General features: G+C 71.3%; 17 protein-coding genes and 1 pseudogene. 14 read left to right on the top strand and 4 right to left on the bottom strand.

The genetic code is table 11. From position 1 onward, the window contains the following. Positions 1 to 136 precede the first annotated feature (136 nt). The 6 genes from ACFHVL_RS23345 to pstB all read left to right on the top strand — a co-directional run bounded on the left by ACFHVL_RS23345 (position 137) and on the right by pstB (position 5,890). Complete coding sequence (locus ACFHVL_RS23345; RefSeq protein WP_416630585.1) at positions 137 to 943, top strand: NUDIX hydrolase; 807 nt, start codon at positions 137 to 139, stop codon at positions 941 to 943. A 198-nt stretch (positions 944 to 1,141) separates the two neighbouring features. Further along, positions 1,142 to 1,633 carry a hypothetical protein gene (locus tag ACFHVL_RS23340; RefSeq protein WP_416630564.1) on the top strand — a complete coding sequence of 164 codons (492 nt, stop codon included), beginning with the start codon at positions 1,142 to 1,144 and terminating at the stop codon, positions 1,631 to 1,633. A gap of 150 nt (positions 1,634 to 1,783) precedes the next feature. Continuing rightward, positions 1,784 to 2,875, top strand: a complete 1,092-nt coding sequence (pstS, locus tag ACFHVL_RS23335) for a phosphate ABC transporter substrate-binding protein PstS (RefSeq protein WP_416630563.1) — start codon at positions 1,784 to 1,786, stop codon at positions 2,873 to 2,875. Positions 2,876 to 2,991: 116 nt separating this feature from the next. Beyond that, positions 2,992 to 4,029: a phosphate ABC transporter permease subunit PstC gene (gene pstC / locus ACFHVL_RS23330; RefSeq protein WP_416630562.1), complete on the top strand. Its 1,038-nt coding sequence runs from the start codon at positions 2,992 to 2,994 to the stop codon at positions 4,027 to 4,029. Next, the gene (gene pstA / locus ACFHVL_RS23325) at positions 4,026 to 5,090 is read left to right on the top strand and encodes a phosphate ABC transporter permease PstA (RefSeq protein ID WP_416630561.1); all 1,065 of its coding nucleotides are present in this window, start codon (positions 4,026 to 4,028) and stop codon (positions 5,088 to 5,090) included. The genes pstC and pstA overlap by 4 nt, the downstream gene beginning before the upstream one ends. A 20-nt stretch (positions 5,091 to 5,110) precedes the next feature. After that, positions 5,111 to 5,890 (top strand): phosphate ABC transporter ATP-binding protein PstB, encoded by a 780-nt coding sequence (gene pstB, locus ACFHVL_RS23320; RefSeq protein ID WP_416630560.1) that lies wholly within the window; start codon positions 5,111 to 5,113, stop codon positions 5,888 to 5,890. A gap of 27 nt (positions 5,891 to 5,917) precedes the next feature. On the opposite strand, the gene mshD is transcribed toward pstB, so the two are convergent. The 3 genes from mshD to ACFHVL_RS23305 form a co-directional block, all read right to left on the bottom strand. Beyond that, a complete protein-coding gene (gene mshD / locus ACFHVL_RS23315; RefSeq protein WP_416630559.1) occupies positions 5,918 to 6,901 on the bottom strand; it encodes a mycothiol synthase in 984 nt (327 codons plus the stop codon). A gap of 64 nt (positions 6,902 to 6,965) precedes the next feature. Further along, on the bottom strand, positions 6,966 to 7,940 hold the full coding sequence (locus ACFHVL_RS23310; RefSeq protein WP_416630558.1) for a polysaccharide deacetylase family protein: 975 nt from the start codon (positions 7,938 to 7,940) through the stop codon (positions 6,966 to 6,968). Positions 7,941 to 8,129: 189 nt separating this feature from the next. Continuing rightward, positions 8,130 to 8,846, bottom strand: coding sequence for a winged helix-turn-helix transcriptional regulator (locus ACFHVL_RS23305; protein WP_416630557.1), 717 nt, complete (start codon positions 8,844 to 8,846; stop codon positions 8,130 to 8,132). Positions 8,847 to 9,395: 549 nt separating this feature from the next. Here ACFHVL_RS23305 and ACFHVL_RS23300 point away from each other — a divergent pair. The 6 genes from ACFHVL_RS23300 (at position 9,396) to ACFHVL_RS23275 (ending at position 13,864) form a co-directional block, all read left to right on the top strand. Beyond that, the gene (locus tag ACFHVL_RS23300) at positions 9,396 to 10,451 is read left to right on the top strand and encodes a hypothetical protein (protein WP_416630556.1); all 1,056 of its coding nucleotides are present in this window, start codon (positions 9,396 to 9,398) and stop codon (positions 10,449 to 10,451) included. Between the two features lie 143 nt (positions 10,452 to 10,594). Continuing rightward, positions 10,595 to 11,398: a DUF2993 domain-containing protein gene (locus tag ACFHVL_RS23295; protein ID WP_416630555.1), complete on the top strand. Its 804-nt coding sequence runs from the start codon at positions 10,595 to 10,597 to the stop codon at positions 11,396 to 11,398. Between the two features lie 124 nt (positions 11,399 to 11,522). Beyond that, the gene (locus tag ACFHVL_RS23290; protein WP_326555821.1) at positions 11,523 to 11,600 is read left to right on the top strand and encodes an Ms5788A family Cys-rich leader peptide; all 78 of its coding nucleotides are present in this window, start codon (positions 11,523 to 11,525) and stop codon (positions 11,598 to 11,600) included. A gap of 223 nt (positions 11,601 to 11,823) precedes the next feature. Then, positions 11,824 to 12,672 carry a sulfurtransferase gene (locus ACFHVL_RS23285; protein WP_416630554.1) on the top strand — a complete coding sequence of 283 codons (849 nt, stop codon included), beginning with the start codon at positions 11,824 to 11,826 and terminating at the stop codon, positions 12,670 to 12,672. Between the two features lie 2 nt (positions 12,673 to 12,674). After that, positions 12,675 to 13,016, top strand: coding sequence for a DUF1416 domain-containing protein (locus ACFHVL_RS23280; RefSeq protein ID WP_416630553.1), 342 nt, complete (start codon positions 12,675 to 12,677; stop codon positions 13,014 to 13,016). A 380-nt stretch (positions 13,017 to 13,396) separates the two neighbouring features. After that, positions 13,397 to 13,864, top strand: a complete 468-nt coding sequence (locus ACFHVL_RS23275; protein ID WP_416630552.1) for a lamin tail domain-containing protein — start codon at positions 13,397 to 13,399, stop codon at positions 13,862 to 13,864. Between the two features lie 98 nt (positions 13,865 to 13,962). Here ACFHVL_RS23275 and ACFHVL_RS23270 read toward each other — a convergent pair whose 3' ends face one another. Next, a complete protein-coding gene (locus ACFHVL_RS23270) occupies positions 13,963 to 18,444 on the bottom strand; it encodes a S8 family serine peptidase (RefSeq protein ID WP_416630584.1) in 4,482 nt (1,493 codons plus the stop codon). A 313-nt stretch (positions 18,445 to 18,757) separates the two neighbouring features. On the opposite strand from ACFHVL_RS23270, the pseudogene ACFHVL_RS23265 reads away from it, so the two are divergent. Together ACFHVL_RS23265 and ACFHVL_RS23260 are read left to right on the top strand one after the other, a co-directional pair. Beyond that, positions 18,758 to 19,216 (top strand): annotated as a pseudogene (locus ACFHVL_RS23265) (winged helix-turn-helix domain-containing protein); the annotation flags it as partial. Positions 19,217 to 19,511: 295 nt separating this feature from the next. After that, positions 19,512 to 20,459 carry a hypothetical protein gene (locus ACFHVL_RS23260; protein WP_416630551.1) on the top strand — a complete coding sequence of 316 codons (948 nt, stop codon included), beginning with the start codon at positions 19,512 to 19,514 and terminating at the stop codon, positions 20,457 to 20,459. Positions 20,460 to 20,536: the final 77 nt, after the last annotated feature.

The raw sequence follows: 20,536 nt of genomic DNA, 5'->3' as shown, positions 1-20,536 counted from the left end.
CGGTGCAGGTGAGTCGCCAATGGTCGACTGCCGGCGGGGCGGGTGGGCCGAGGCCCCTTCGGCGGCCTACCCTCACGGCGTGTCCCCCGACGAGGAAGTCACCGCCGCGGTCAACCTGTTCGCCGTCCCAGAGGCGATGGCCGAGCAGGCCAGCCGCTTCTACGCCGCCGGCCGGTCTCCGGCCGCCCCGCGCGTCGCGGCCACCGTACTGCTGCTGCGGCCGGCAGCGAGCGGGCCTGGCTTCGAGGTCTACCTGATCCGGCGGGTGGCGGCCGTCGCCTTCGGTGGGGTGTACGCGTTCCCCGGTGGCGGCGTCGACCCGTCCGACGCGGGCACCGATCTAGACTGGGCCGGCCCGGACCCGGCGGCTTGGGCGGCCAGGCTGGGCTGCTCGCCCGAGCAGGCCCAGACGGTGGTCTGCGCCGCCGTCCGCGAGGTGTTCGAGGAGTCCGGAGTGCTGCTGGCCGGCCCGGACGGCGACACTGTGGTCGGGGCGGTCGACGGGCCGGACTGGGAAGCCGACCGCCAGGCGTTGCTGGCCCGTACATCGAGCTTCGCCGAATTGCTGCGGCGGCGCCGGTTGACCCTGCGCTCGGACCTGTTGGCCGCGTGGAGTCGGTGGATCACCCCGGAGTTCGAGCCGCGCCGATTCGACACGTACTTCTTCGCCGCGCTGCTGCCGACCGGGCAGCTGACCCGGGACGTGTCGGGGGAGGCGGATCAGACCGTCTGGGCGACGCCGCAGACGGCCGAGCTGCGCGCGGCGGCCGGGCAGTGGAAGCTGCTGCCGCCGACCCGGGTGACGCTGGCCGAGATCGGTGCCTGTGCCGATCCGGCCGCGGTGTTCGCGGCTGCGGCGGGGCGGGATCCGTCGTCGGCGATCACCCCGGAGCTGTGGGTCGACCCCAATGGGACGGTCACCTTCGCGGTACCGTCGCGCTGACCCCGGCAGCGCACCTGTGCCGCCTGCTGCGCAGCCCTCGGCCAATAGATGATCTTGCGTTACCGGGCGGTGATACTTTGGCGCGCACGCGATCCAGGCTGCCGGGCGCTCCCTGCCCGCCGTGACCAGACGGGACAGATGGCTCCACGAACAGGAACCTCAGCAGCGAGTGGTACGCCGTCGCGTGGTGGCGACCTCGTGCACCTCGCCGTGCCCGCCGAGTACGTCGACCACATCGCCCGGTTGATCGAGGAACTCGACCAGCGACCCAGGCCGATCCCCAGGCCGGCGCGGCGGAACCGGTCCGCCGCCACCCGCGAGCCCAAGGAATGGCCGATCGAGGAACTGCGCCGGTTCGCCCAGGGACGGTCCCGGACCCACCAGACCGTGTTCGCGATCCTCGATCTGCTCTCCGGCAGCCCCGGCGAAACCATGGCGGTCGGCGACCTCGCGGCGCAGCTCGGCAGCCCGGTCGACAAGGTGATCGGCGCTCTGGGCGGCCTGACCCGGATCGTCAAGGCCTACCACGACTACCCCAAATGGGGCCTGCCGTTGCAGCGGATCGCCCGGACCGAGCCGGGACGCTCCGGCGCGGTCGCCTACCGGCTCACCACCGAGCAGGCCCGTCGGTGGCGGCTGGTGCGCGGCGACCTTTGTCACAGTCGAGCGTCGACTCAGCCTGAACGGTGACCGTACAACCCTCGTTCACCTTCTGTTCACCATGCTCCGGTCGTCAGTTTAGCCACGGCTCGTACCGTCCTCGGCGTTCGAGACGGTGAATTCGCCCCCCGCGACCCCTGGGCGGTGACTCGCCACCCGACCTTAGAGAGGCAACGCACCGTGAATCGTAAGTCCCTCCGGCTAGCCGCCCTGCCGGTCGCCGTCATGCTTACCCTCGGCGTGGCCGCGTGCGGCGACGACGGCTCGGAGACCGGCACCGGCTCCGAGAGCTCGGTCAGCGGCGACCTCGCTGGCGCCGGCGCCTCCTCCCAGGGCGCCGCGATGGAGGCCTGGATCGCCGGATTCACCTCGGTGGCACCCGACGCGACCGTCACCTACGACCCGATCGGCTCCGGCGGTGGCCGCGAGCAGTTCACCAGCGGCGGTGCCCAGTTCGCCGGTTCGGACGCCTACCTCAAGGAAGAGGAGATCGCGGCCGCGCTGGAGACCTGCGGCGAGCAGGGCTTCATCGAGTTCCCCGGCTACATCAGCCCGATCGCCGTGGCGTACAACCTGCCGAGCGTCGAGACGCTGAACCTGTCGGCGTCGGTGATCGCCCAGATCTTCGACAACAAGATCACCAACTGGAACGACCCGGCGATCGCCGAGCTGAACCCGGACGCCACACTGCCCGATCTGACCATCACCGCCGTGCACCGCTCGGACGAGTCCGGCACCACCGAGAACTTCGTCGACTACCTGTCCCAGGCCGCCCCGGCGGACTGGCCGTACGAGGTCTCCGGCGACTGGCCGACCCAGACCGGGGAGGCCGCCGCCCAGACCCAGGGGGTGGCCGCCGCGCTGCGCAGCGGTGAAGGCGCCATCGGCTACATCGATGCCTCCCAGGCGACCGACCTCGGCGTCGCCGCGGTCCAGGTCGGCGAGGGCTTCGTCGAGTACTCGGCCGAGGCCGCAGCCGCGGTCGTGGACGCCGCCGAGACCGTCAGCGGACGCCCCGAGTTCAGCTTCGCAATCGACCTGCCCCGGGACACCACCGAGGCCGGCGTCTACCCGATCGTGCTGGTCTCCTACCAGCTGGCCTGCGTCAACTACGACAGCCAGGAGCGGGTCGACCTGGTCAAGGCGTTCTTCAACTACTTGATCAGCGAGGATGGCCAGCAGGCCGCGGCCGACAACGCCGGCTCCGCGCCGATCTCCGACGAACTGCGTACCCAGGCGCAGACGGCCATCGACGCGATCACCGTCGGCTGACCAAGCTGAGTACGTCTGGCACCTGACCGCAGGTCCGGAGGGTCACCCGGTGGCCGTCCGGACCTGCGGTGTATCCCGTAGCACCCGTCACGACACGGCCCGAGGAGGCGTAATCCGTGACAAAGCCCGCCACCGCCGAGAGCAGCACCCCACCGAGCGACACGCCGACCGGCGGCACCTCACCGCGCGGCACGTCACCGATCAAGTCGCCGACCGACGAGGAGGACCAGTTGGCGAGCCGTTCTGGCAAGCGGATCGGTGACCAGGTCTTCACTGGCGCCGCCGTCGCCGCTGGCGTCCTGATTCTCGTCACCCTCGCCGCCGTCGCCGCGTTCCTGCTCTACGAGGGCTTTCCCGCCCTGGTCGCCGACGGCGAGGACCTGCCCGGCGGCGAGGGATTCCTCTCCTACGTCGCCCCGCTCCTGTTCGGCACCGTGCTCGCGGCGGTGATCGCGCTGGTGGTCGCCACTCCGCTGGCGATCGGCATCGCGCTGTTCATCTCGCACTACGCGCCGCGCCGGATCGCCGCCGGCCTGGGCTACCTGGTCGACCTGCTCGCTGCCGTGCCCAGCGTCGTCTACGGGCTCTGGGGCATCGCCTTCCTCGCCCCACAACTGGTGCCGGTGTACCGCTGGCTGGAGGAGTACCTCGGCTTCATCCCGCTCTTCGCCGGTCCCACCTCGACGACCGGCCGGACCATGCTGACCGCCGGGCTGGTGCTAGCGGTGATGATCCTGCCGATCATGACGGCGGTCAATCGCGAGGTCTTCCTGCAGACCCCTCGACTGCAGGAAGAGGCGTCGCTCGCCCTCGGGGCGACCCGGTGGGAGATGATCCGGATGACCGTGCTGCCGTTCGGCCGCTCCGGCATCATCAGCGGCAGCATGCTCGGGCTCGGCCGAGCGCTCGGTGAGACGCTCGCGGTCGCGATGATCCTCTCCGCGTACGACGTCTTCACCATCAACCTGATCGACTCGGTCAACAGCAACACGATCGCAGCCAACATCGCGCTGGACTTCCCCGAGTCCAGCGGTCTGGCGGTGAACGCGCTGATCGCCTCCGGCCTGGTGCTGTTCGTGCTGACGTTCATCGTCAACTTCGCCGCCCGGGCCGTCGTCGCCCGCCGGCGCGACTTCTCGGGAGCGAACGCATGACCACCATCACCCCGCCTCAGGCGGCGGCAGCCAACTCGTTGACCACCGGTGTCCTGCCGAACTGGGCACCGTGGACGGTGGCCGGTGTCGGCCTGTCGGTCGGGCTGCTCGGCGGGCTGAGCCTCGGGTCGGCGATGCCGATGGCGATCGCTTTCGGCGTGCTGCTCACCGTCGTGGCCCTGACCGGCGTCTCCTGGCGGGTCGAGGGCGGCCGCCGGGCCAAGGACCGGTTCGTGACGACCCTGGTCACCATCGCCTTCGCGCTGGCCATGCTGCCGTTGCTGTCGCTGGTGATCACGGTCACCCAGAACGGCGTCAACCGTTTCGACTGGACCTTTCTCAGCAGCGACATGCGGGGCGTCCTCGGTGAAGGCGGCGGCGCGTTGCACGCCCTCGTCGGCACCCTGCAGATCACCGGAGCCGCCGCGCTCATCTCGGTGCCGATCGGCGTGATGTGCGCCGTCTACCTGGTGGAGTACGGCAAGGGCCGACTCGCCCGCTGGGTGACCCTGCTGGTCGACGTGATGACCGGCATCCCGTCCATCGTCGCCGGCCTCTTCGCGTTCGCCTTCTTCGCGCTCTTCTTCGGCCCGAGCATCCGGTTCGGCATCGGCGGCGCGGTCGCTCTGTCGGTGCTGATGGTGCCGGTCGTGGTCCGCTCGGTCGAAGAGATGCTCAAACTGGTGCCGAACGAGCTACGGGAAGCGTCGTACGCCCTCGGCGTGCCGAAGTGGCGCACGGTGCTGCGGGTCGTGCTGCGTACCGCCGCACCGGGCATCGCCACCGGGGTCACCCTGTCGATCGCCCGGGTGATCGGGGAGACCGCCCCGCTGTTGATCATCGTCGGCGCCACCACCTCCCTCAACACGAACCTCTTCGACGGACGGATGGCGTCCCTGCCGGTCTTCACCTACTACTCGTACAGCATCCCCGGGGCGCGGCCGGAGTTCGGCGTGGACCGGGCCTGGGCGGCGGCGCTCACCCTGTTCATCCTCGTGATGCTGCTGAACCTGGTGGCCCGCCTCATCTCCCGGTTCTTCTCCCTGCCGAACAGCCGCTGAACGCGGAAAGGACCCCTCAAGTGGCCAAGCGCATCGAAGTCTCCGACCTCGACATCTTCTACGGTGCCTTCAAAGCCGTGGAACAGGTCGACATGACCATCCAGCCGCGTTCCGTGACGGCGTTGATCGGCCCGTCCGGCTGCGGCAAGTCGACCTTCCTCCGCTCGCTCAACCGGATGCACGAGGTCGTGCCCGGCGGACGCGTCACCGGCAAGGTCGCCATGGACGGCGACGACCTGTACGGCGTCGGAGTGGACCCGGTCGCCGTACGCCGGCAGGTCGGCATGGTGTTCCAGCGCCCCAACCCGTTCCCGACCATGTCCATCTACGACAACGTGGCGGCCGGGGTGAAGCTCAACGGCGGCCGGATGCGCAAGGCGGACCTCGACGAGCTCGTCGAGCAGACGCTGCGTGGCGCCAACCTGTGGGAGGAGGTCAAGGACCGCCTCGCCCGGCCCGGTTCCAGCCTCTCCGGTGGTCAGCAGCAGCGGCTCTGCATCGCCCGCGCGATCGCGGTCAAGCCCGCGGTGCTGCTGATGGACGAGCCCTGCTCGGCGCTCGACCCGATCTCCACCCTGGCCATCGAGGACCTGATGCATCAGCTGAAGGCCGAGTTCACCATCGTGATCGTCACGCACAACATGCAGCAGGCCGCCCGGGTCAGCGACCGCACCGGCTTTTTCAACATCGCCGGCACCGGCCAGCCGGGGAAGTTGATCGAGATGGACGACACGCAGAACATCTTCAGCAACCCGAAGGTGAAGGCCACCGAGGACTACATCACCGGCCGGTTCGGCTGATTCGGTAGTTTGGCCGGCGGCGTACGGTCACGGCCGCCTGCCGCCGGTCGGGTCCCTGCGGTAGTTCACGTCCGCCGACCACCGCAGGAAACCGAGCCGGGTGTAGAGGTGGACGGCGGCGACGTTCGACTCCTCGACGTAGAGCATCGCCCGGCGCAGCCCGGCGGCGGCCAGCTGCCGCAGCCCGGCCAGGGTGAGCGCCCGACCGAGACCGCCGCCGTGCGCCTTCGGGTCCACCCCGAGTACGTACACCTCACCGACCGCCGCCCCGGTGTGCACCTTGGTCCAGTGGAAGCCGAGCAGCCGGCCGGTGGCCTGGTCCTCGGCGAGCAGGAAACCGGCCGGGTCGAACCACGGTTGGGCCATTCGGGCGTGCAGCTCCGGCAGCCCCCACCGGCCCTGCTCCGGATGATCGACGAACGTCGTCGCGTTGAGCGCCACCCACGCCGCGTCGTCGCGGCCCGGTGCGAACGCCCGGACCCGCACCCCGGTCGGTAGCGTCGGCTCGGGCAGCGGATCGGTCAACCTGCGACGGAGCTGCAGCAGCACCCGATCGCGGAGGAACCCGTGGTCGAGGGCGAGAGCGGCGGCCGACGGGTGATCGCCGTGCGCCCAGGCCCGCAGCGTCGGCCGGCGGCCGACGGCATCGGCTTTGCCGGCATCGGCCGGGGTGGGGATCAGGGCTGCGGTGTCGATCACCGCGTTGGCCAGGCGTCGGCCGTGGCCGCGTCGCCGGTGCGCCGGGTGGACCACCAACTCGGCGACCGGGCCGGCCGGGTCGGCCGGGTCGAGGTGCGCGTACCCGATCAACTCGCCGGCCGGACCGGTCAGGGTGAGATGCCGGGCGGCCGACGTGTCACGCAGCGTGATGACGACCTGCTCCGGTAGCGGGTCGGCGCCGTCGGCGTCGGCGGCGGCCCCCGCCAGCGCCAGCACCCGACCGACCTGGGTCGGGTCGAGCCGGTCGAACCACTCGATGGTCGCGGTCGTCGGGGTCGCCAGCTCAGCCATGCCCCCACCGTATCGCCGGGGGCGTTCGATCCGGCCGCGTGGTCGACGCTGGCGGCGGTGGTGGTCAGATCTGGCCGAGGTGCAGGTGCAGGCGGCGGCTGCGCTGCTCGGCGGACTCGGCCATCGGCGGCAGCGCGTCGACCAGGAAACGTTGCCGCAGGTTGGGCAGGATCGAGCGGAGCGCCAGCACGGTCCCGGTCCGGTTGCCGCCGGCGTCGTGCAACAGCACGATCGACCCGGGTACGGCCTGCGCGGTGACGGTGGCGGTGATGCTGCCGGCGCCGGGCTGGTAGTAGTCGGCCGGATCGATGCTCCAGTGCACCGGGGTCATCCCCAACTCCCGGGCCACCTCGACGACGGCCGGGGACCAGAAACCGCCGGGCTGGCGGAAGTAGGAGACCGGATGCCCGGGTGCGGCCGCCCGGATCGCCGCCGAGGTGCGGGTCAGGTCGGCGCGGATGGATTCCAGCGGAAGGCTGCCGAGGTCGAAGTCGTGGCTCCAGGAGTGGTTGCACAGGGTGTGCCCGTCGGCGGCGATCGCCGCGACCAGTTCCGGGTAGGTCTCGGCGTTGCGTCCGACCAGGCAGAAGGTGGCCTTGACGCCGTACTGCCGTAGCACGTCGAGGGTCTGCTGGGTGTACACCGGGTGCGGGCCGTCGTCGAAGGTGAGGGCGACCGCGGCGCTGCCACTGGTCCGCCGGGTGCCGTGCGGGCCGCTGCGGTCGACGGCCAGTGGCGCGTACTCCGGCAGGTCATCGGCGGCGGGTGGGGTTTCGGCCGGTGGGTCCGCCTGCGTGGCCGGTGGGTCCGCCTGCGTGGCCGAGGGGGCGGGCGACGTGGGCAGTGGCGGCACCAGGTCCGGGTCGGGAGCGTCGCTGCCGGCGGGCACCGGAGCGGCGACCGGGGCGGGATCGGGGTTGGCGCCGGCCTGGTCGTTGCCTGGGCCAGTTGCCTGTCCGATGACGAATGCGCTGGCCAAGATGGCCGTCGCGGCCAGTGCGGCAAGGTGCAGCCCACGAGGACTCGCCAGCACCGCCACCGTTGCCTCCCCCGCGTCTGCGCCGTCAGGCCGAGGCTAGGAGGCTGTACCTCGCTAATGCGTGCAAATCAGACAATTAACGGATGATTCAGTCCTATCGGGCTAAAGACTGAGGCGCCATCCGGATCGATCCGGATGGCGCCTCAGTCGATGTCTCGGTGAATCGCCGGCAACTGGCGGCGGGATCCGCTAGACGGGCAGCGGCGCCGGCTCGTTGTCGGGCAGCGCCGAGCGGTTCGGGGGCACCACGAACTTGTAGCCGACCTGACGGACCGTGCCGATCATCGACTCGTACTCCGAGCCGAGCTTGGCGCGCAGCCGTCGCACGTGCACGTCGACCGTGCGCGTACCGCCGAAGTAGTCGTAACCCCAGACTTCACGCAGCAGCTGGTCACGGGTGAAGACCCGGCCCGGGTGCTGGGCGAGGAACTTCAACAGCTCGAACTCCTTGTACGTGAGGTCGAGCGGCCGGCCCTTGAGCTTGGCGGCGTACGTGTCCGGGTCGATGCTCAGCTCGCCGGCCCGGATCTGGCCGCCGGCCCCGGACGTGGCGTTGGTCAGCCGACCGACCGCCAGCCGCAGTCGTGCCTCTACCTCGGCGGGACCGGCGCTGGCCAGGATGACGTCGTCGACGCCCCAGTCGGCGTTGAGCGCGATCAGGCCGGCCTCGGTGACCACCGCGACCAGCGGGACACCCAGGCCAGTGGCATGCAGCATCCGGCAGGTCGCGCGGGCCTCGGACAGCTCTGACCGGGCGTCTATCAGGACCGCGTCCGGGCTGGGCCCGGACACCAGGGTACGAACGTCGCGGGGTGCGGTCCGCACCGAGTGGGGGAGCAGGTCGAGTGCGGGCAGTACGGCGGACGGCTCGCCCGCGCGTGCCGTCACCAGCAGCAGGATTTCCACACATCACCTCCGTCCTCGCGGCCTGATCCTGGCCGCGCGTGGTGACCGCGGTCTGTGCGGCGCGTCGGCCGCTACCGCAGACAGTGGCGTCGAGATCCCGGCTTCACTGACGGGTGGTTAAGCCAAGAGCTTAACCGATTAGGTGCCGGAAACACCGGGGTGGCCGGCCGTTCATCTGTGTGTTCCGCCATAACAGTTGAGGATTGCACTACCGGTCACCTTGCCTCTGCGGAAGGTTGAGGGTTTGACCAACGGTGCCGCCGTCAGCGGGCGACCCCGTACGTCTGGCACGATCAGGGCGTGTATCCCTCCTCCACGCCATCCGAGACAGGCCGCGAGCAGTGGCCCGACGGTAGCCGTCGGGGTCCGGCCGGGCCACCGCCCGGCGCCCCGCCCGGCGGGCGTACCGGATCCAGCGGGCCGCCGGCCGGCTCAGCACCTGGCCGGGCCCCCGCCCCCGGGCCGGGCGCACCTGGCCGGGCGACTGTCCCCGGGCCGGGAGCTCCCGGCCGGGCCCCCGCCCCCGGGCCCGGCGCACCTGGGCGGGCGGTGGCTCCCGGACCGGGTGTGCCGGGTCGCGGCCCAGCTCCCGGGGTGGCGAACCCGCCCGGTGCGGCGGGTGTGGCCGCCCCACGACCACCCCAGGCCGGCCGTCCCGACGCTGACCGGGGCCGCGTCGAGCCCGGTACGCGTGGAGCCGGGGCGCCAGCCGACGGCGACGACCACCCCGACGACCAGCCGACGCCGGCCGACAGCGCGTCGCGGGCCGCACCGGTGCCGGTCAACCGGACCGTCTCGCTCACCGTCGCCGGCTTCTCGGTGCTGCTCGCGCTCGGGCTGATCATCGGCGGTCAGACCGCCGGCCCCGGGATCGCCCGGGTGCCGTTCGCCGTGGTCATCCTCGGCGTACAGCTGCTGTTCGTCATCTCCTGGACGCTGGCGATCCGGCCGCCGGCGATGCCGGTCGTCGGCGCGGTGGGGCTGCTCGCCGGGGCCGCCGCGACCGTCGGCGCGCTGATGCCGACCGTCGCGTCCTTGGCGCCGGTCGGGTACGCCGCCGCCGGCGGGTTCGTCGCCGCCGTGCTGGCCCAGCTGATCCGCCCCGCCGACCGCACCCGGGTCACCGAGTCGCTCGGCGCGACCTTGCAGATCGTCGTCGGGGCGGTCGCCTTCGCCACCCTGCTGGTGCTCAGCCGACTGCAGCTCGGCGGGACCCAGACCATCGTGGTGGCGCTGGCCGGCACCGGTAGCGCGCTGATGCTCGCCCGGCTCACCGATGCGGTGCTGGCCCGTCCCCGGCTCGCCCCGCAGGTGCCCAGAGGTGCCGCCGGCGTCGTGCTCGGTGCGATGGGCGGCACGCTCACCAGCGCGGTGCTCGGGATCTACGTGGTCGGCTTCACCCCGGTGACCGCCGCTGTGGTCGGCCTGGTCGCCGCCAGTGCGGCAGTCCTGGTCGATCTGGCCACCGGGTACGCCGAGGCCAGCCGTCAGATGGCCGGTGATCCGGCGACGATGTGGGTGGCCCGGCACATGCAGGGCCCGCTCGGCGGATTCGCCCTCGCCGCCCCGCTGTCGTACGCGCTCGGGGTGCTGATCTTCAGCTGACCGCCTGCCGCCCCGGCCCGTCACACAGGTGTCGACCCGGTGCGCTGCCGGCGGCTGGGTTCGTTGTGCCCGCGCCGCGTGAGCTGCTTTCAGCTTGAGTGGATACGGTATCGCTCGCGTTGACCCGTAGGCGAGGAGGCACAGTGTCGACCTATCCGGCATTTCCGGAGCAAGCAGCCGCCAGGGTCAGGCCCCGGCGGCGATGGGGTCGCCAACTGCTCGTCGTCACCGTCGTGTTGGTGCTGATCCTGGCCATCGTGCTGGCCGTAGCCGACCGAGTCGCGGTCGCGTACGCCGAACGGGCCGTCGCCGACCAGATCCGCCAGCAGATCGTCGCGCAGAACATCGAGTCGTCCGAGCCGGAGGTGTCGATCGGTGGGTTCCCGTTCCTGACCCAGGTGCTCGCCGGCGACTACCAGTCGGTGTCGATCGTGCTCCGCGACGTCACCGGCGCGGTGAACGGCAACGCGGTGCGACTGCCGGAGCTCGACGTCGACGCGCGCGGCGTACAGGCACCGTTGGAGACGCTGCGCAGCGGGCAGGGTGAGGTCACCGCGGACACCGTGCTGGGCACCGCGACCGTGTCGTACGACAGCGTGGTCCAGCTCATCGATCAGCCAGGGCTCACGCTGTCCGAACGGGACGGTCAGCTCGGTGTCACCGCTCCGGTGGAGATCCTCGGCGAGCAGATCATCCTCACCGGCACCGCCGACCTGGAGGTCGCGCAGGGTGAGGTGCTGTTGCGTTTCGCCGACCTGGACGCCGAAGGGATGGCCGGCAACGACGCCGCGCAGAGCTTCGTCAGCGCGTACGCGCAGCAGATCTCGATCGCCGTACCGTTGCCGGTGTTGCCGTTCCAGCTCGACCTGCAGCAGGTGGACGTGACCCCGGCCGGGCTGGTGGTCACCGCCACCGCGCAGGACGTGCCGCTGAACGCGCTCGGCTGACGATCGGGCCACCCCGGCAGCCCGACGCGTCGCCGTCCGGGTGGTGACTGTCTCAGTGGCTGACCGTCTCAGTGCGTGGTCGGAGCGGTGACCGGCCGGAAACAGGCTGGTAAGCTCCGTGCTCATGGGGAAGTTCCTCACCAAGAGGCGCGCGGTCGACCTGTGCCGTGTGGCCGCCTGCCTGTGTCGCCCTGTCCTTTGACGGCGGGCTGACCCGGCGGGCCTTCGCCGACCCTCGAACCGGTCGGTGGCAAGCGCCCGAAGATTCCTCACCATCGCCCGGCAGTGGCGCCGTCGCACGTCCGTGATCCGTCCTCCAGGGTTTACGCACAGGTGCGACACCTGCGGCGTGGACTCACCACCTACTCGCCTTTCCCCACTCGTCCGATCGACGGGCGGGGAGGACCAAACCAGGGAGTGATTTGATGAGTCGCGACACCGCACTCGTTTCGGCCGACTGGGCCGAGAAGAACATCGACGCCCCGGGCGTCGTCTTCGTCGAGGTCGACGAGGACACCAGCGCGTACGACGGTGGCCACATCGCCGGCGCTATCAAGATCGACTGGAAGACCGACCTGCAGGACCCGGTGCGCCGCGACTTCATCAACAAGTCGCAGTTCGAGGCGCTGCTGTCCGAGCGCGGCATCGGCAACGACGACGTGGTCGTGCTCTACGGCGGCAACAACAACTGGTTCGCCGCGTACGCGTACTGGTACTTCAAGCTGTACGGCCACGGCGACGTCAAGCTGCTCGACGGTGGCCGCAAGAAGTGGGAGCTGGACGCCCGCCCGATGACCACCGAGGTGGCCACCCGCCCCGCCACCCAGTACGTCGCCCAGGAGCCGGACAGCTCGATCCGGGCGTTCCGCGACGAGGTGGTCGCCGCGATCGGCACCCAGAACCTGGTCGACGTCCGCTCGCCCGACGAGTTCGCTGGCAGGCTGCTCGCCCCCGCCCACCTGCCGCAGGAGCAGGCGCAGCGGGCCGGGCACATCCCGACCGCGGTCAGCGTGCCGTGGTCCAAGGCGGCCAACGAGGACGGCACCTTCAAGTCCGACGACGAGCTGCGGGCGCTGTACGCCGAGGCGGGCCTCGAAGACGGCAAGGACACCATCGCGTACTGCCGGATCGGCGAGCGTTCCTCGCACACCTGGTTCGTGCTCAAGGAGCTGCTCGGGCACGCCAACGTGAAGAACTACGACGGATCCTGGACCGAGTACGGCTCGCTCATCGGTGTGCCGGTGGTGCTCGGCGACGAACCTGGAAAGGCGTGATCATGACAGCAGTGACATCGTCGGGCGCAGCGACCTCGTCGGGCTGCGCCGCCCCGGACCAGTCGGCGCCGCTGCCGGCCGGCGTCGACCTGGCCAAGGAGACCGTGATCACCGGCATCGTGCGCTCCGCCGGGGGCGAGGCCGTCGCCGGGGCGTACGTGCGGCTGCTCGACGCCACCGGGGAATTCACCGCCGAGGTGGTGACCTCACCGGCCGGCCAGTTCCGGTTCTTCGCCGCTCCGGGCAGCTGGACCCTGCGGGCCCTGTCCCGGCATGGCAACGGCGATCTGCCGGTGACCGCCACCCAGGGCGTCAACGAGGTGGGTGTCACCGTCGGCAGCTGACCGTCGGCCCGATCCACGACGAGGCCGCCGCCCGGAACCCGTTCCGGCCGGCGGCCTCGTCGTTTGTCCACGGATCCGCACGGCTGTCGGCTGGCCGACAGCGGACCTTCCTTCGCTGTCGTCTCGTCGACAGCGGAAACGGCCGACCGGTGGCGTCACCCCGTCGGTTCTCTGCGTCCGGGCAGCCATTTGCCAGCTGTGACCGCCGACATGACCTTCGCAGTCGACGTACCGGCGCGCGATGACGAACTGACATGATGACGTCACTATCTGGTATTTCCGTGGGTTCGTCGCACACAATTGCTGGTAGCGACGCCCTGGTGAATCGGTCACCAACCGAATCGGCGCTCGCGAAAATCGTTCATTCCACGGGGGGAATCATGCGAAAGACTGTCGGTGGCCTGATCGCGGTGGTGCTAGGTCTGGCTACCTCACTGACCATCGCCGCGCCCGCGAGCGCCGCACCAAGCCTGCGGGTACACAGTGTCCAGTACCACCCGAAGGGCGTCAACGACGGTAGCGGGACGTTCGCCAACCGGGAATGGCTGCAATTGGTCAACCGGGGTAAGGAGGCAATCAACCTGCGCGGCTACACGGTGCACAACAAGAACGGCCGGACGTACCTGTTCGGCGACGTCGTCATCCCTGGGAAAGGCGGCCGGGTGTGGCTGCGTTCCGGCGCTGGCGATGACACCGCGCGGACCGTCTACTGGCACACTGCCGGTTTCGTATGGGCCGCAGACGGCGACAAGGCGTTCCTGCGGAACCGGAAAGGACAAGTTCTGCACACCTGCTCCTGGACCTACGCGAAGAACCGGGACTGGGTGCGATGCCCGGTCAGCCCGTGACCAGCCCGGGGTGACCGCCGGCGGGTGCCGGGCCAGAGCTGGGCTGGCCCGGCACCCGTCCTTTCCGTTCGGCACTACCTCAGGTGCGACGCTGCCGGTCAGATCCCGCTCAGCCGGGCCGGGCAGGGATCGACCGGATCGAGCACCGAGTCGACCGTGGTGACGATCCCGGCCGGCAACCGGTGTCGGCCAGCCTGCGGCACCCAACCGTCCTTCGCGGTGATGATCTCGTACTGCCCGCGCGGCAGCCAGTACGCGTAGCCGCCCGCGGCGTCGGTGCGCAACGTGTAGCCGGTTCCCGGATCGGTCCGCGAGTTGAGCCGGATGGTCGCCCCGGCCACACCGACCTCGACCCCGGCGCAGCTGACACCGGAGACGGTGCCCTGGACCTTCGCCCAGGACGCCGGCGGTGACACGTTCATCTGCACGCCGACGGTGCCCACCGGGTACGGGGTGTTCGAGCGCAACCCGAGAGTGGCGGTGTACCGACCCGGCTGGACCACCCCGGCGTCCGCGGTGGCCGCCAGCGTGACGGTCACCCTGCGGGTCGCCCCGGGAGCCAGGGTGAAGGCGGTCGGGCTGCTGGACAGCCAGCCGACGTCCGACGCGGCGTCACACAACTCCAACCCGGCCAGCACCTCGACGTGCGTCGACCCGACGAACGACGTCGGCGACCCACCGATCTTGTACGCGCCGCAGGCACCGGCGCCCCGGTAGCGGGCGAACTGGGTGTTCGGCAGGTCCCGCCAGGTGCCGGCGGCCGGGTCGAAGCCGACCGTCCGGTTCGTCACCGTGGTCGACGCCCCGGTGACCCCGCCGGCAATCACCAGCAGGCCGCCCGCCGCCGCGAACTGGCCGCCCCACAGGTCCAGCGGCAGGTCCGGCAGCGGGCTCCAGGCGTCGACCGCCGGGTCGTAGGCGTACGCCGAGCGGTACTCGACCGCACCGGCTCCACCGGCGCAGTAGGCCCGCTCGCCGATCCCACCGCAGGCCAGCCAGGAGGCGGCCACCGGGTAGTCGGCGCGGGCCCGGAACGTGCCGGCGGCCGTGTCGAAGGCCAGCACCGTGCGGGAGTCGGTGCAGGTGCCGTCGGTACAGCCGCCGATCAGGTAGACGGTGTCGCCGATCACGGCGGAACCGGACGCCGCCCGGGGAGCCGGGCTGGTCGTCCCGAGAGTGGCCCAGGCGCCGATCGCCGGATCGAACATGTCCACGCTGGCCACCGGCGTACCGCCGGCACCCCAGCCGCCGAAGACGTAGAGCTTGCCGCCGGCCGCAGCCAGCACCGGCTTGCTGCGGGCCGTCGGCAGGTCGGGCAGGGCGCTCCAGGCGTCGGTGACCGGGTCGTACACCCAGGCGTCGCGCTCGGTGCCGGTGGTGCTGCCACCGGCGACCGAGTAGACCTTGCCGCCGAGGGTGGCCGCCGCGTTGTCGAAGACCGCGGTCGGGTGGTCCGGAGCCCGGGTCCACGCCTCGTCGACCGCCGGGGCGGCACTGATCCGGGTCGGTGCCGCCGCTGCCGCAGCACCGTACGCCTGACCCTGCCAAGCCTTGCTGATCCCCTTGACCCGGTGTTCGGCCAGCTCCGCACCGGTACGCGAGAGCAGTTCGAAACCACTGCCGGCGGCGAGCATCTCCACGTCGGCCGGCGCGCTACCGGTGTTGGTCACTGTGACGGTGGCCTTGCGGGTGCTGCCGTACGGCTGGTGGGAGATCACCGGGCTGGTCGGGCTGAGCACCACCCGGCCGGCCTTGACCGAGAAGTCGGCGCGTCGGGCACCATCGGCGACCACCGTCACCGTGCGGCTGCGCACCTGGTACGGCGCCCGGGTGGCGGTGAACTCCTGCTCCCCGACCAGCGGGGAGAACAGTTGGTAGAAGCCGTCGGCCAGGGCCGGGTCGGCCGGCGTGGCGGCGGCGACCGCCCGGATGGTCGGGTCGGTGGCGCTGGCCACGGTGACCCCGTTCAGCGCCGCCCCGGTGTTGTGGTCGGTCGTGTTGCCGACCAGCAGGGCACCGGGTTGCGGGGCGCAGCTGCGGTCGACCACCTCGACGTCGTCTACCTGCCACCACCAGGCGTAGGTGCCCTGGTAGCGGAACCGGGCCAGCACCTGCTCGGCGCCGGCCAGCCCGGTCAGCGGGATCTCCTCGACGCGTGGGCCGCGCCGGCTGGCGGTCTGGTGCCACACGCTGGTCCAGGTGGTGCCGCCGTCGACGGAGACGCCCACCTCGGCGCGGTCGGTGAAGCCGACCGCCCGCCAGTCGCTGGCGAACCGCAGGTACGGGGCGTCCGCCCCGGACAGGTCCAGCGTCGGGGTGACCAGGTCGGTGTCCTGGGTCCGGCCGACGCCGAGCGCGTCACTGTCGAGGTTGGCGAAGCCGCCGGCACCGCCGGTGAGGTTTCCGCGCGAGCCGATGTCGGTGAACTCCCAGCCGCCGCCGGTGGTGTGCTCCACCACCGACCAGCCAACCGGGGTTTCGGCGCCGGCGAAGTCCTCGGCGAGCAGCGGATCACTGAAGCTGGCCGCGTACCCGGGGGCGACGCAGTCGGCGGTGACCGCCACAGCGAGGTTCACCGTACGGTCGGTCTCGCCGGCCGGCACCTCGACCCGGGTCTGCCGGTAGCCCGGCAGGGTCGCGGTGGCCACCAGCGACAGCGTGGTGCCGCCGGGCACGGTCAGGGTGTAGCGGCCGGTGGCCGGGTCGGTGAAGGTGACCGCTCCCGGCTGGCCGTCCACTTCGATCTTGGCGTACAGCGGCCAACCGTGGCCGGAGCCGTCGGTGACCCGCCCGGTGAGGGTGACCACGGTGGTCGCTTCGAGGTCGAAGCCCTGCGTGACGGTGCCGTCCTCGGTGACGGTGACGGTGGCGGTGGCCGGTTGGTAGCCGAACGCGCTGGCGGTGAGGGTGTGCTCGCCGGGCGGCAGGGTCAGCGTGTAGCTGCCGTCGGCCGCGCTGGTGACGCTGCGCTCGTCGGTGGCCACGGTCGCGCCGGCCAGCGGTCCGCCGTCGCCGGTGACGACGCCGGTGACCCGGCCGGCGGGTCCGCGCGGCGCCGAGTCGACGACAGCGTACGCGTCGAGCCGCCCTTCGCCGAAGTTGTTGTTGTTGGCCGCGGTCCCGCCGCAGCTGGTGTCGTCGGTGTCGATCGCGGTGCCGTCGAGCAGGGCCCGGGTGGCGGCGAGGTCGCCGTGCAGGGTCGGCGCCGCCGACCAGGCCAGCGCGACGGTGGCGGCCACGTGCGGGGAGGCCATCGAGGTGCCGCTGTACGCCGCGTACCCGCCTCCGGGGACGCTGGAGCGGACCGCGGTGCCCGGTGCCGCGATGTTCGGCTTGACCGCGCCGTCGACCAGCGACGCGCCCCGGCTGGACCGGGCGGCGATCACGTTGTTGACGTCGTAGTTGCCGGTCGCGTACGCCTGCGGGTAGTCGCCGGGGGAGCTGGCGGTGCCGCAGGCCGGGCCGTCGTTGCCGATGGCGAAGGCGGGGAAGATACCGGCGGCGACCCAGGCGTCGACGGTCTGCCGGTACCAGGGGTCGTTCTGGCCGCCGCCCCACGAGTTGTTGACCACGTCGGCGCGCAGGTCCGGTCGCGGGTTGGCGCCGGCGCTGTCGGTCGGGGCGAGCACCCACTGGCCGGCGGCGAGCAGCGAGGCGTCCGAGCAGGTGTCGACCTCGCAGCCCTTGGCGGCGATCCAGCGGGCGCCCGGGGCGACACCGGTCTGGTTGGTGCCGCCGTCGTCGCCGGTCATCGTGCCGGTGACGTGGGTGCCGTGGCCGTTGTTGTCGCACGGGGTGCCGGCCGGGCAGATGCCGGTGGGGTCGAACCAGTTGTAGGCGTGGTCGTATCCGCCGGCACCGTCGGCACCCCGGTAGCTGGCGGCCAGCGCAGGGTGGTCGTGCTGGACGCCGCTGTCGATGGTGGCGACCACGATTCCCTCGCCGCGGGTGCCGAACTCCGACCATACCTGTGGGGCGCGGACGTTGGTGAGGTTCCACTCGACGGCGGTGGTGCCCGCTTCGTCACCGGTCACCGGGGCCGCCGGTTCCGGGGTGAGCAGCGGGTAGCTGCGGGTCAGCTCCAGCCGTTGCACCTCGGGCAGCGCGGCGATCTGGTCGGCGAGCTCACGGTCGCCGGTGACCCGGACCGCGTTGGCGATCCAGTACGCGGTGTAGTCGGCCTTGTGCTTGTCCAGCAGTCGCCGCAGGTCCTGCTGGCTGTGCTCGGCGGTGTCGGTCAGTTCGTGGAACACGGCGGCGGCGCGGGCGTCGGCGCGGCGACCGCCGGCCGGCAGCCCGGCCCCAGCGGCGCTGACCGCCCGGGGCAGGTCGGCCTGTTCCCGCAGGTAGACCAGGAAGTCGGTGGTGCCGTGCCGGTCCAGGTTGGCGGCGAGTTCGGCGCTGATCTGCGCGGTGGTTGCGGTCGACGCTGACGTCGCGGTGGTCTGCGGCGGCGCGGCCGAGGCGGTGGCCGGCTGGGCGGTGACCGCGAGCAGCGCGACCAGCCCGATGGCGACCGCGTGACGCAGCCCCGTCCCTCGATGGTCGCCGTGGCGATGTCCGGTACGTCGGCGAGGCAGGTCGACCACACGGTCCCCCCATGCTCGTGGCGACCCGAGCTGGTCGGGACCGCCGGACCGGCGGACCGGAAGCCCGGAGTCCGCCCCGTACGTGGAGAAACTTGATCTACGGGCAGTCCTCGCACGACGGCTACGAGTCATGCTTTAGCGGCTGCGGTCGGTGATCAATGGGATGTGTCGGGCAGTTTTCAGGCAGTAGCCGGACAGTTTGTGGTCGAGCGTCGGGCCGGACTGGTATCGGTAACTGTCGCTGTTGACTCCGGCGACTAAACGGCGTTGTCTGATGACACGCAGCTACCTGGGGAGGAATGCGGTGGTCAACGGTGAGGTGCCACTGGTGGTGTGTGTCACCGCTGACGTCGCGGTTCGTGAGCGGGTCGTGAGACGGCTCGACGACTGCGGCACGGTAGTGATATGTGCTGATTTAGCCGAGTTGAGGGCGATGCTCTTTCCGCCCGTACCGGTGGAGACTCCGGCACCGACGGCACCGGTCGTTCTCGGCGACCTGGTCGTCGACGTGCCCGGTCACCTGGTCACCTGGCAGGGTGAACAGCTGGCACTGACCCGCCTGGAGCGGGAACTACTCGCCCGGCTGGCCACCCCGCCGGTGGTGGTCTGGACCTACGAGCGGCTCTTCGGCACGGTCTGGGGTGGTGCCTACCTCGGTGACACCGCCATCCTGCACTCCGCCGTCAAACGGTTGCGTCGCAAGTTGCGTAGCGCCGGCGGCGGGCTGGAGATCCAGACGGTACGCGGGGTCGGCTACCGGCTGGCCAGTCCGGCGACCCCGGATCTGGCCGACGGCTCGGTCGGCGATTCGGCCCACGATCCGGTCGACGACGAGTCAGATCCGGACTATTCGGATGTCGATCCGGCGTTGACCCCGCTGGCTGCGGCCGGAGCGGGGACCCAGCACCTGCTGGAGCAACGCTCCGCGCAGGCGGTGGATCAGCGGGTGGGAATGCCGGTCTAGCGGCAGTTCAGCCGTCGGCCCGAATCGAGGCTCGGCCGACGGACAAGGCGGGCGGGTCGGAACCACCCTGGTCGGCACCTGGCACGATGGCCGGGTGAGTGCCGACCCGCCACCAGATCCGTCCGTCCGGCCAGTGGCCGGGCAACTGCCAGCGGTGGCCTGGCCGCCTGCGGTGGGTACCCCGTCGCCAGTCGAGGAGCGGCCCCGACCACGTCGACGCTGGCGTTGGCTGCTGGTGGCTGCCGTGACGGCGTGGAGCGTGCTACTGGTCGGCCTGGCCGTCGGATCCGTCCGGCACGACACCCCGACCGTGCGCGAGCAGCACGACATCGCCGAGGCCCGTCCGGTGGTCGATCGGGCGGCGATCGATCTCACGGCGGCGGTCGGTGACGCTGGCGTGCTGGTCGTCGGCGCGGAGGAGATCCGCGAGAGCTGCCGGATCACCCCAGTGCGACCCGGCGCGGAGCTGACCCGGTTGCTCACCGCGTACACGGCGGCCGACTCGGGCCCCGAGTTGGTGGACCGGGTCGCGCGGCAACTGCCGGCCAGCTACGCGGCGCGGGCCCGGCACGGCGGCGCGGCCGGCGGATCGAGGTTCGGTGCCGACGCGGGCGACTTCGTCGTCGTCCGGGGCGAGCTGACCGCCCCCGGTGTCGTCGAGTTCCGGATCACCACCGGCTGTCGGCCGACATCGGGTCAGTTCCAGAGCGCCGCGGCCGATCCCCGACCGGGAACCACTCCCGGCGTGCGGGCACGCAGTGCCGCCGAGGTACTGGCGTTCACCTTCCAGACGGCCGAGGTGCGGGCCGAGTCGTCGGTGGAGCTGGCCTGCCCGAACGGTGAACTCCTGCGCAGCCAGGTGGTGACGGCGGCGACCACGGCGGAGTCCGACGAGTGGGCGGCCGAAGCCTTCACCTTGCCGCACTCCACTGTCGTTTCCGAGCGGTCGCCGCTGTTCGTGCACCGGTACGGCACCCAGGGCAGCGTGGTGCGGGTCGACGGCGACAGTCTCTGGATCGCCTCGACCGTCTTCGGTTGCTGAGTATCCACGCTCAGGACCGGCGACCGGCGACCGGCGACCGGCGACCGGCGCGCGGCGCGCGGCGAGGCTGGGAGCCA

This window comes from Micromonospora sp. LOL_023 (assembly GCF_048060115.1).
Taxonomy (GTDB): domain Bacteria; phylum Actinomycetota; class Actinomycetes; order Mycobacteriales; family Micromonosporaceae; genus Micromonospora_E.
Note: the sequence above shows the minus strand (reverse complement) of the source record. Positions and strands in the feature narration are given on the sequence as shown.

What these genes read in the sequence shown, in the direction of transcription:
- ACFHVL_RS23275 (WP_416630552.1), top strand. Translation starts at nt 13,397, where the DNA reads ATGCGAAAGACTGTCGGTGGCCTGATCGCGGTGGTGCTAGGTCTGGCT.
- mshD (WP_416630559.1), bottom strand. Translation starts at nt 6,901, where the DNA reads ATGGCTGAGCTGGCGACCCCGACGACCGCGACCATCGAGTGGTTCGAC.
- pstA (WP_416630561.1), top strand. Translation starts at nt 4,026, where the DNA reads ATGACCACCATCACCCCGCCTCAGGCGGCGGCAGCCAACTCGTTGACC.
- ACFHVL_RS23290 (WP_326555821.1), top strand. Translation starts at nt 11,523, where the DNA reads ATGGGGAAGTTCCTCACCAAGAGGCGCGCGGTCGACCTGTGCCGTGTG.
- ACFHVL_RS23280 (WP_416630553.1), top strand. Translation starts at nt 12,675, where the DNA reads ATGACAGCAGTGACATCGTCGGGCGCAGCGACCTCGTCGGGCTGCGCC.
- ACFHVL_RS23345 (WP_416630585.1), top strand. Translation starts at nt 137, where the DNA reads ATGGCCGAGCAGGCCAGCCGCTTCTACGCCGCCGGCCGGTCTCCGGCC.
- ACFHVL_RS23285 (WP_416630554.1), top strand. Translation starts at nt 11,824, where the DNA reads ATGAGTCGCGACACCGCACTCGTTTCGGCCGACTGGGCCGAGAAGAAC.